The organism is Sulfolobales archaeon (assembly GCA_038897115.1).
Taxonomy (GTDB): Archaea; Thermoproteota; Thermoprotei_A; order Sulfolobales; family AG1; genus AG1.
The window spans coordinates 1-8,988 of the sequence record JAWAXC010000084.1; the positions used below are offsets into that span (position 1 = coordinate 1).

Sequence of the window (8,988 nt, forward strand, 5' to 3'; positions counted from 1 at the left end):
CACGCATCTATCTCATCCCTCTCAGGCTGTCTATTATTTGGGGGTCTGCATTTAACTACATTAGTGATATATACCTCATCCCTTTTAATCCCCACCTCCTCCAATACACTATCTAAGAGCTTTCCAGCAGCCCCTACAAATGGAAGCCCCATCTCATCCTCAGTAGCTCCTGGGGCCTCGCCTATGAGTAGGATCTCTGCATCTCTTCTCCCACTCCCGGGGACAGCGTTTCTTCTGGACAGGTGGAGCCTGCACTTGGTGCATCTAAGTATATCCTCTATAAGGGGTTCCCAGGATATGTAGTGGGGGGTGTCTATTATGCCCACCTATCCTGGATAATACCTTAGTTATTATTATATTATTATTTTAATTTAGATTATATTAGATCCTGCATATATCCCAGAGTAGGGAGCTCGAAGATCCCCTCCCCCCTGGCTAGGATATATGGCTTTGCATTCTCTATATCACCATTATTCCTTGTTATTGGTGAGAGATAGTTACTCCTTATAGTAGTTATTGGCGAGCCTGCTTGGTAGCTGCCAGCAGCTGGTGCTACAAGCCCCTTAATGGTTCTCCCACCTATTCTCAACGGGATTTCGAGGAAGCATGGGAACTTAGCTATCTTGCCCAGCCTATCGCTTATAGATATGCTTGGATGCTCATGCCCATATATCACAAGCTCAACACCTTTTAAAATCTCCTCACCCCCAGCTTCCTCGAAGCTCTGGTGGCCGTGGATCACGAGGATCTCGCCTAATCTATAGTGGGGAATTGGGTTGACACCGTATCTAGATGTGACTATTGATGCATAGTTATCATGATTACCCCTTACAAATACCACCTCAACCCCTTTCCTCTTGAGTAGATTCATAACCTCTTCGATCTCCCTCCTCTCCTGTGATCCAAGCCTATCGAATCTATGCTTAAGATCCCCTGCAATGATCACCATCCCTATGTCTAGGGAGTTGAAGGCAAACTCTATATCTTGTATAAGCTGCTTCAGCTGCCCCCTAGGCAGGAAGAGCCCTGACTCCGCCATAGCCTCCTCAAAGCCTAGATGAGCATCAGCTATTACAAGGGCTCTATATCTCCTTAGATAGATATAGGGGGTATCCACCACAAGCTCTACTCCCGGGTGTACCTCTAGCATTTCTCTCAGATATAGAGCGCAAAGAAGAATATTACCTTTGAAGCCGTATTACCGCTATAAGCTTTGTCATCATATATGGTGAGGGCTGGGCTCTAACACTTCACTCTATATATCTTCGCACATCTGGTAAAGCTCTCATCAGCCTTTCTAAGGGCATCTAGAGCTACTGGGATCACTTTTTTAAATAGGTGGGATTTCCTCGCAGCCTCTCTATACTCTTTAAAACTATATTCCTCTGAATAGCCGTCTATAGAGATCCTGAGGTAGCTGGGACCAATAACAATACCTGTGCCACCCCTCATAACAACGAACTCCCCGCCTCTGAGGGATATCGCTATATCGCTCCCCACCTTAGAGATCGAGATTAGATCGCCTGATTTTACTATTACCCATCTCCCCTCACATATATAGCCTGTGGTCTTTATCTCTCTAGAGGTTGAGAGGCATAGACCCTTCTCAAGAACCTTCTCCCCATATCCTATAACCTCCTTTATAGATCCTATTACAGAGAGCTCGTATGCCTTGACACCCTTCTTACCAGTCTCCACACTAGCATCTAGGTTCTTGAGAGCCATCCTCAGAGCCTCTATGGGGTGTTGTGACAAGATACCACCTATTAGAGGTTGGATGCATAGCCTATAAGCATGTCGAGGATCTATATTGGTCAGACCTGCGCGGGCACCGCATCCTTACGGCCCTTTCGAGCCTCATCATCTAAAGATAGATCTCTCCTAATCTCTTATCCCTATGCTGCTTATATATTAAAAATAGTGTGGTATCGATTCGCGGATTTGCATGTAGATATATATTTCATGATATATGCTCATATCGGTGGTTAGTTGCCACACTATCTAACAGGTTTTATATGCCCGAGATGTGGGGCTCGATATGAGGGGAAGGGTCTCTACGGTGTGTGTAGATCTTGTGGGGGTCCTCTGCTAGCTATATATGATCTCGAAGCTGTTAGGGTTAGGCTCGATAGAAGGGATCTAGAGAGGCGTGGGCCTAGCATGTGGAGATATAGAGAGCTTCTTCCAGTGGGTAGCGAGGAAAACATAGTCTCTCTGGGCGAGGGATCCACACCACTTATAAAGCTTGAAAGGATCTCGAAGGAGCTTGGCTTGGAGGTGTATTTAAAGGATGAGAGTAGAAACCCAACAGGATCTTTTAAAGATAGAGCTATATCAGCAACGATCTCAGCCCTTAAAGAGATCGGTGTGAGGTCTGTGGCGATGCCAACAGCTGGAAATGCTGGAGCTTCTCTCGCTGCATACGCAGCAAGAGCTGGTTTTAAAGCCTATATAGCGATGCCAAAGGATACACCTAGAGCTATATATGCTGAGATATCTATAAGGGGCATCGATCTATCCCTGGTAGACGGGCTCATAAGCGATGCTGCAAAGCTCGTATCCGAGGGATCTAGGATATATGGATGGATAGATGTATCCACCATGAAGACGCCCTATAGAGTTGAGGGTACAAAGACCATGGCCTATGAGATAGCTGAGCAGCTTAGATGGAGAACTCCAGATGCGATTATCTTCCCAACAGGGGGTGGCGAGGGGATAGTTGGTATGTGGAAGGGGTTTGAAGAGCTAAGAACACTCGGCTGGATCGATGAAATCCCCCGCTTAATAGCTGTACAATCATCTGGATGCAAACCCATTGTAGATGCATATGAAAGGGGGGCACCGGATGCTGAGTATTATAGCGGGTGTACCACATTAGCCTCTGGGATCAGGGTTCCCAAACCCTTCGGTGATAGAGAGATTCTAAGGGCTATAAGGGAGACTAAGGGCTACGCAATAGCTGTAAGCGATCAAGAGATCGTAGATGCTATGAAGAAGCTAGCATCTATAGAGGGTATTCTCCCATGTCCTGAGGGTGCGGCATCATATGCAGCCCTTTTAAAGCTTGTGGAGAGAGGCTTTCTGAGTAGGGGTGAGACCATCGTTATATTCAATAGCGGGAGTGCTTTGAAGTATTTCGAAGTGATATCGAATCTAGCCAGGGTTGTTTAGCCCCCTATTAACTCTAGAGAGATGCTTCTCCACATATTTCCATACAATCTCCACAACCTCCTCCTTCGGCTTCATAGCATCTACTAGGATTAGCTCTCCCCTTCTCACCATCTCTAGATAGATCTCTCTGGCCCTTCTAAGGATCTCTGGCTTTTCGTAGAAGACCCACTTCCTAGCCCTAGATCTTCTGAGCCCTTCGTCAGGCTCTACATCGAGGTATATAGCTAGATCTGGCTTTATGAAGACGCTGTTAAGGATTCTAAGCCACTCTAGATCAATGCCCATGGCACCTTGATAGGCTATGGTGCTATAGAAATATCTATCCATCACAACCACATAGCCCTTCTCGAGATGGGGCATCACAATCGTCTCAACATGGTAAGCCCTGTCACAGGCCATTGCAAGAGCATCTATTAGGGGGCTTAGAGAAAGCTCTGACTTCACCTTAGAGAGGGCTTGCGCAAAGGGGCTGTCAAATGGCTCATAGGTGTAGAGAGCTTTATAGCCTCTTCTAGATAGCATATCTACAATCTCGATGGCAACAGTGGTTTTACCGGCCCCGTCCAGACCTTCTAATACTATTAACAGGCCCTTCAAACACCTCTCCGAGGTAATTGATTGGTGTGGAAATACTATATATTTATCGGCGGATAAGCCGTTTTAGTTCTATATCTGGGTTGGGGCTATTATAGCCCCCTTCCTGAGATCTATGATCTTAGCTATAGATCCTGATGCACCGTATATCCCATATCCAAGACTCTCCAGATATCTCCTATAGTATGTAAGGTCTAGAAAACCCTCCTTCACCAGTGTTTCATGACCGACATCTGTGTATTCATAGTATGTAAGGTAGTATATATAGGTGATACCCCCATCAAGAAGGATCTCCCTTTTCTCAAGAACAGCCTTTGAGATCATGCTTATTAGATCTAGCATCTCATAGTTAACCCCTTTAGCATTAACCAATATAGATCCCTTGGATGTTTCGAGCTGAAATCTAAGGTACCTAGTATATTTCTCAATATGTATCTCCATCTCATCACTAGCCTCTCTAAACTCGCACTCTATCTTCTTCGAGCATACCTTCTCGGAAACATATCTGATAACCCTTAGATATGCTATGTACTTCCCATATAGGCTCCAGCAGTATTTATTAGCGTGTTCAGCAACATCAGAGGGTGTTGCATCAACAATTTGATCTCCATAGCAGGAGGGGCACTTGGCAAGCGAGCTATCATCTGGATATGCAAATACACTCCCACATCTCAGGCACTTAGCAGGCTTCATGGTTCTTGACGAGGATAATATATAGCCCTTACACCTCTCCAAAGTACGTTCATAGTATAGAAGCCTATCATCTATCTTCTCAACAATTTTCTTCATATAGGCCACCTGATTTCTCATAAATCATAATCTAGAAAAGCTATATTTTTACCCTCTATATGTTCCCGGTAGATGGGCTTTTAAATAGATCCTCCTGGATGCTATGGATTCGCCTCTGCAGTAATAAGCTCCTCTGGATCGATGTATTGGGAGCTGTTGGTGAGCAACACCATAGATCTCGGTAGACGCTTAATATGCTCTGAAGATCTTGTTGGGATCTGCGAGTCTATAGTGGATTCTGTGGAGAGGCTGGGATTTAAAATACTTCTAGATCCATTAAAAAGGCCTTGGGAAATCGGCAGGGGGTTTTCATCGAGGGTCTTTCTAGCATCTAGACCCGATGGATCTAGAGCGGCTCTCAAGATTAGAAGGGCTAGGTCTAAGAGGGATAGCCTGGCCCTCGAGGGGTATATTCTTAAGCTTCTTATGAATAGCTATATAGCTCCCAGGGTGCTCAGCTATGGCGATGACTATATATTGATGGAATATATCTCAGGGATCAGCGTTGGCAGGGCTATAGAGCTGTTTAAAAGGGGGGATATAGATGATCTCTATCTGAGAACAGCGATCTCAAGTACTTTGAGGGCTCTATATGTGTTGGACATCCATGGGATAGATCATCTGGAGATAGGGGATCCAAGGGAGCATATTATATATCAAAACGGTATCCCATATGTTGTGAGAATAATAGACTTTGAATCAGCTACTCTAAAGCCATATCCAAACAATATACCAAGATTTGTCGGCGGGTTTCTACTTAGAAGAGCCAGGTGGGTTCTTGGAGATGATATAGAGGTGATCCTGGAGATGATGAGAAACTATAAGAGGGATTATGGAATGAGGGAGTATATAGCTGGCAGGCTGGCGGAGCTGGTGTCTGCTAAGAAGCCCTTCTAAGGATCTTCCTAGCCTCCCCCCTTCTAAGAATAATCACATCGTTAACCCCTGGAACACCGAGCTCCCTACCACATTTAGGACATCTACTCGACACCCTGCCCCTAAGCTCCTGGGGGGTTGGGAGGCCAAAGCTATCCTGCCCAACCCTAGAGAATTGATAGATAATCGTATCGCAACCCCTACACACATACAATATAACCATTGGAACCACCAAATAGAGGCTATAGAAAACATCTATAATACCCCTAACCCCAATAATACACCCCAGATGATGCCAGAGGTAATATAATACCTATTGAGAAGCCATATGTTGAACGTTCAACACCCCATAGAACACTATTTATGACGCGGAGCAGAGAACAAGGATAGGGCTCACTACAATCGGGAATCTTGCTCCTCATAACATCCTTCTAGAGTATGGGTTTTGGGCTTGAGCATATTAACATAGCATATCGGTGTCAAGAGAGATTTATCTTTATTAGTTCTAGTACCCCTATATGGCATAGGAAAGCATGCTTTGATGCGAAAGATAAAAACAATGCTCCAGCCTACTAGTGGTGGGCGAGGCATGGTATATGGAATGTTCATGGGAAAAGGGTTGATCTGTGGTGGGTTACCATGGGGATAAAACTTAGTTTCGCACCCGATGTAGAGGTTGATTTCGTAGATAGAGAGCATGCGCTAGAGAAGATAAGATCATGGGCAATAGAGGGTATGGTTAAGGTGCAAGTAGTATATGGTCCTGAGGGCTGTGGGAAGACGGCTTGGCTTCGGCAGTCTGTGGAGATTTTGAGGGGGATGGGTTTCGATGTTATCTATATAAATCCCCTTGAGAAGGGGTTTCTCGCAGAGGTTGGTGTTGAGGAGGTTAGGATGAGGCTTTTGGAGATTTTGAGGGAGGCTACGGATGAGGCTTGGGCGAGGGCTGTGTGGGCTGCTGTGGATCTTGCTAGAGAGCTTATTAAGGCTGGGAGGAAAAAGCTAGCTATCCTGGCTGACGATGTATTCCAGGCTATAGGCTTGGGTAAAGCCTCTATCTATGTAAAGGGATTGTTAGGATTAATCGAGTATCCCCCTAGAAGCTATGATAGGATCGTCGCGGTTGTTGCTACTAGTGAGGGTGTTTCTAGGAGGGAGATTGGTAGGCATAGATGGGGCGATCTAATGCCCATGTGGAACATGCCTAAAGAAGGTTTTAAACAACTATATGACCAGCTTCCAGGAGATAAGCCGGGCTTCGAAGAAGTCTGGAGAATCACAGGTGGGAATCCAAAGCTATTAGCAGAACTTTATAAAGCAGGTTGGAACTCGGAGAGCATAGTGAAGAGACTGGCCAAGCAAAAGGAAATCACACCTGACTTTGTCAAAGAATATCGGGGATGGCTTGAAAAGGCTGTGGAGGATCCCGACGTGCTCTGGAGCCCTGATGCCCCTAGAAAGCTTATAGATGAGCTCATATCGAGAAACCTGGTGATCTATAACCTATATGAAAGGGATTGGGAGTTCTGGGTGGATAAGCCGCCTCCCGAGAGAGACCCCCAGCTCGGCATAGGGAAGCATGTTGCATGGCAAACCCCACTACATAGAGAGGCTATTAGAAAAGCGTTGGAGGAACATATATGAGGAGGATAAGGCTTAGCTTCACACCCGATATAGAGGTTTATTTTGTAGATAGGGAGCAGGCTTTGAAAAGGGTTGAGAAATGGGCTGAGAAGGGAACTAGATTTGTACAAATGGTATATGGTCCTGAGGGCTGTGGGAAGACGGCTTGGCTTCGGCAGTCTGTGGAGATTTTGAGGGGGATGGGTTTCGATGTTATCTATATAAATCCCCTTGAGAAGGGGTTTCTCGCAGAGGTTGGTGTTGAGGAGGTTAGGATGAGGCTTTTGGAGATTTTGAGGGAGGCTACGGATGAGGCTTGGGCGAGGGCTGTGTGGGCTGCTGTGGATCTTGCTAGAGAGCTTATTAAGGCTGGGAGGAAAAAGCTAGCTATCCTGGCTGACGATGTATTCCAAGCTATTGGCCTTAGCAGAGCATCCATATATGTCAAAGGGTTGCTCGGCCTTATCGAGTATCCTCCTAGGAGTTATGAGAGGATCGTCGCAGTTGTTGCAACGAGTGAAGGCTTATCTAGGTTCGAAATTGGGCGTCATAGGTGGGCTGAGCTAAGGCCTATGTGGAATATGTCTAGGGAGGGTTTTAGAGAGCTCTATGATATGATACCGGGTGAGAAACCAGCTTTTGAGGATATTTGGAGGATATCTGGCGGGAATCCAGCGATGCTGGCAAGGCTGTATCGAAATGGTTGGAGCTTTGAGAGAGTTGTAGATGATCTTGTTCGTGAGAAGAAGCTCGATATCTTCATAGCATCTCTAGATAGTGATCGGAGGAGACTGCTTGCTGAGGCAGTTAATGATCCTGATGTGTTGCTACGTAGAGGTAGAGAGGGTGTTGAGCTTCTCACCAAGCTCGTTGAGCTCAACCTCGTTGTTGATGAGCTCCATCCACGCGATCCTTGGTTCTGGATCGATGTGCCGCCGCCAGAAAGAGACTATGAACTAGGGATTGGAGAGATCAATGCGTGGCAAACCCCACTACATAGAGAGGCAGTTAAGATCACTCTGGAGAAATTCACTATATAGCTAACAGCTATATCAGCGCCCCGCTAGCCCCCACGCTTTCTAGCCTCATCTATATGCTCGCCAACACCGGTTTTCATCTCCCTCTAAGCATCTAGCAACCTCTAGGAATCTAGGCTTTTTAGCTACTACATCCTCTCCATCCCAGTGGCCTAGGGTAGTCTGGGTGAAGATCTAATCTTTCTTTTCTTCTTTTTCCCTCATTTTTCTCAGTGCGTATCCAACCATCATTGATGCATATGCATGTAGCTTCCAGGCTTCTGGCTTGTCTCCATATTCATCGGTGACCTTTCTAGCTAGCTCTCTTAGCTCGAGGGCTTCTTCGAGTGTTAGCTCGTCTTTCTCTAAAAGCTCTTTGATCCTCTTCCACTCCTCCTTAGAGATAGGGTTTATAGCTGCTAGCCTCACTATTCTAGCAGCCTCGTTTTTCAACATCGATGCCTCCAAAGGCTTCAACAATCCCTGGGAGGTTAGATATTCTATGAAGAACTCCTGATAAGATCTAAATGCCTCTCCAAGCCTCGTGATCCTCCTATCTATATATTCCTTAAGATCATCGAACCTCTGATCAACACCCGCGAATTTCTCATCAACATAGCTCTTAAGTGTGTCAAACTTTTCATCAACATATCCCTTGAGCTCCTTAAACTTCTCATCTATCTCCACAAATCTCTTATCTATCTGCTCGAATCTCTTATCTATTTCCCTGAACCTCGAGTCTATCTCCGCGAATCTCCTACCAAGCCAATATGTTATACCCCCCAGAGTCGCCAGTATTGGTACTAGCGTTGCCAATATGTTTAAAATGCTTATCTCCTCAGCCATCTAACCCCCATTAGAATATCTAGAGAGCTAATATAAAAGACAAGACAGGTAGCGGAAGTTCCACAGAGGCTGT

At 45.7% G+C, this 8,988-nt stretch carries 11 protein-coding genes; 4 read left to right on the top strand and 7 right to left on the bottom strand.

All coding sequences use genetic code 11. The features are described from left to right. The 3 genes from QXE01_09735 to QXE01_09745 all read right to left on the bottom strand — a co-directional run. Positions 1-326: uracil-DNA glycosylase (locus QXE01_09735; protein ID MEM4971516.1), on the bottom strand; the 326-nt coding region annotated here is incomplete at its 3' end. A 50-nt stretch (positions 327-376) separates the two neighbouring features. Further along, on the bottom strand, positions 377-1,117 hold the full coding sequence (locus QXE01_09740; protein ID MEM4971517.1) for a metallophosphoesterase: 741 nt from the start codon (positions 1,115-1,117) through the stop codon (positions 377-379). A 125-nt stretch (positions 1,118-1,242) separates the two neighbouring features. Continuing rightward, positions 1,243-1,755 carry a hypothetical protein gene (locus tag QXE01_09745; protein MEM4971518.1) on the bottom strand — a complete coding sequence of 171 codons (513 nt, stop codon included), beginning with the start codon at positions 1,753-1,755 and terminating at the stop codon, positions 1,243-1,245. A gap of 234 nt (positions 1,756-1,989) precedes the next feature. Between QXE01_09745 and QXE01_09750 the strand changes: the two genes are divergently transcribed. Continuing rightward, positions 1,990-3,171 carry a threonine synthase gene (locus tag QXE01_09750; protein ID MEM4971519.1) on the top strand — a complete coding sequence of 394 codons (1,182 nt, stop codon included), beginning with the start codon at positions 1,990-1,992 and terminating at the stop codon, positions 3,169-3,171. Here the strand turns inward: QXE01_09750 and tmk are convergent. Together tmk and QXE01_09760 are read right to left on the bottom strand one after the other, a co-directional pair. Continuing rightward, positions 3,154-3,768 (bottom strand): dTMP kinase, encoded by a 615-nt coding sequence (tmk, locus tag QXE01_09755; protein MEM4971520.1) that lies wholly within the window; start codon positions 3,766-3,768, stop codon positions 3,154-3,156. The two genes, QXE01_09750 and tmk, sit on opposite strands and share 18 nt — an antisense overlap. A 69-nt stretch (positions 3,769-3,837) precedes the next feature. Further along, positions 3,838-4,554, bottom strand: a complete 717-nt coding sequence (locus tag QXE01_09760) for a hypothetical protein (protein ID MEM4971521.1) — start codon at positions 4,552-4,554, stop codon at positions 3,838-3,840. A gap of 159 nt (positions 4,555-4,713) precedes the next feature. Between QXE01_09760 and QXE01_09765 the strand changes: the two genes are divergently transcribed. Continuing rightward, complete coding sequence (locus QXE01_09765) at positions 4,714-5,451, top strand: hypothetical protein (GenBank protein ID MEM4971522.1); 738 nt, start codon at positions 4,714-4,716, stop codon at positions 5,449-5,451. Here QXE01_09765 and QXE01_09770 read toward each other — a convergent pair. Further along, entirely contained in the window at positions 5,435-5,653 is a 219-nt protein-coding gene (locus QXE01_09770) for a hypothetical protein (GenBank protein ID MEM4971523.1), read from the bottom strand. The genes QXE01_09765 and QXE01_09770 overlap by 17 nt on opposite strands. A 416-nt stretch (positions 5,654-6,069) precedes the next feature. Here QXE01_09770 and QXE01_09775 point away from each other — a divergent pair, with 416 nt between their 5' ends. Beyond that, a complete protein-coding gene (locus QXE01_09775) occupies positions 6,070-7,074 on the top strand; it encodes an ATP-binding protein (GenBank protein MEM4971524.1) in 1,005 nt (334 codons plus the stop codon). After that, positions 7,071-8,093, top strand: coding sequence for an ATP-binding protein (locus QXE01_09780; GenBank protein MEM4971525.1), 1,023 nt, complete (start codon positions 7,071-7,073; stop codon positions 8,091-8,093). The genes QXE01_09775 and QXE01_09780 overlap by 4 nt, the downstream gene beginning before the upstream one ends. A 171-nt stretch (positions 8,094-8,264) precedes the next feature. Here the strand turns inward: QXE01_09780 and QXE01_09785 are convergent, their stop codons facing one another. Beyond that, positions 8,265-8,915, bottom strand: coding sequence for a hypothetical protein (locus QXE01_09785; protein ID MEM4971526.1), 651 nt, complete (start codon positions 8,913-8,915; stop codon positions 8,265-8,267). Positions 8,916-8,988: the final 73 nt, after the last annotated feature.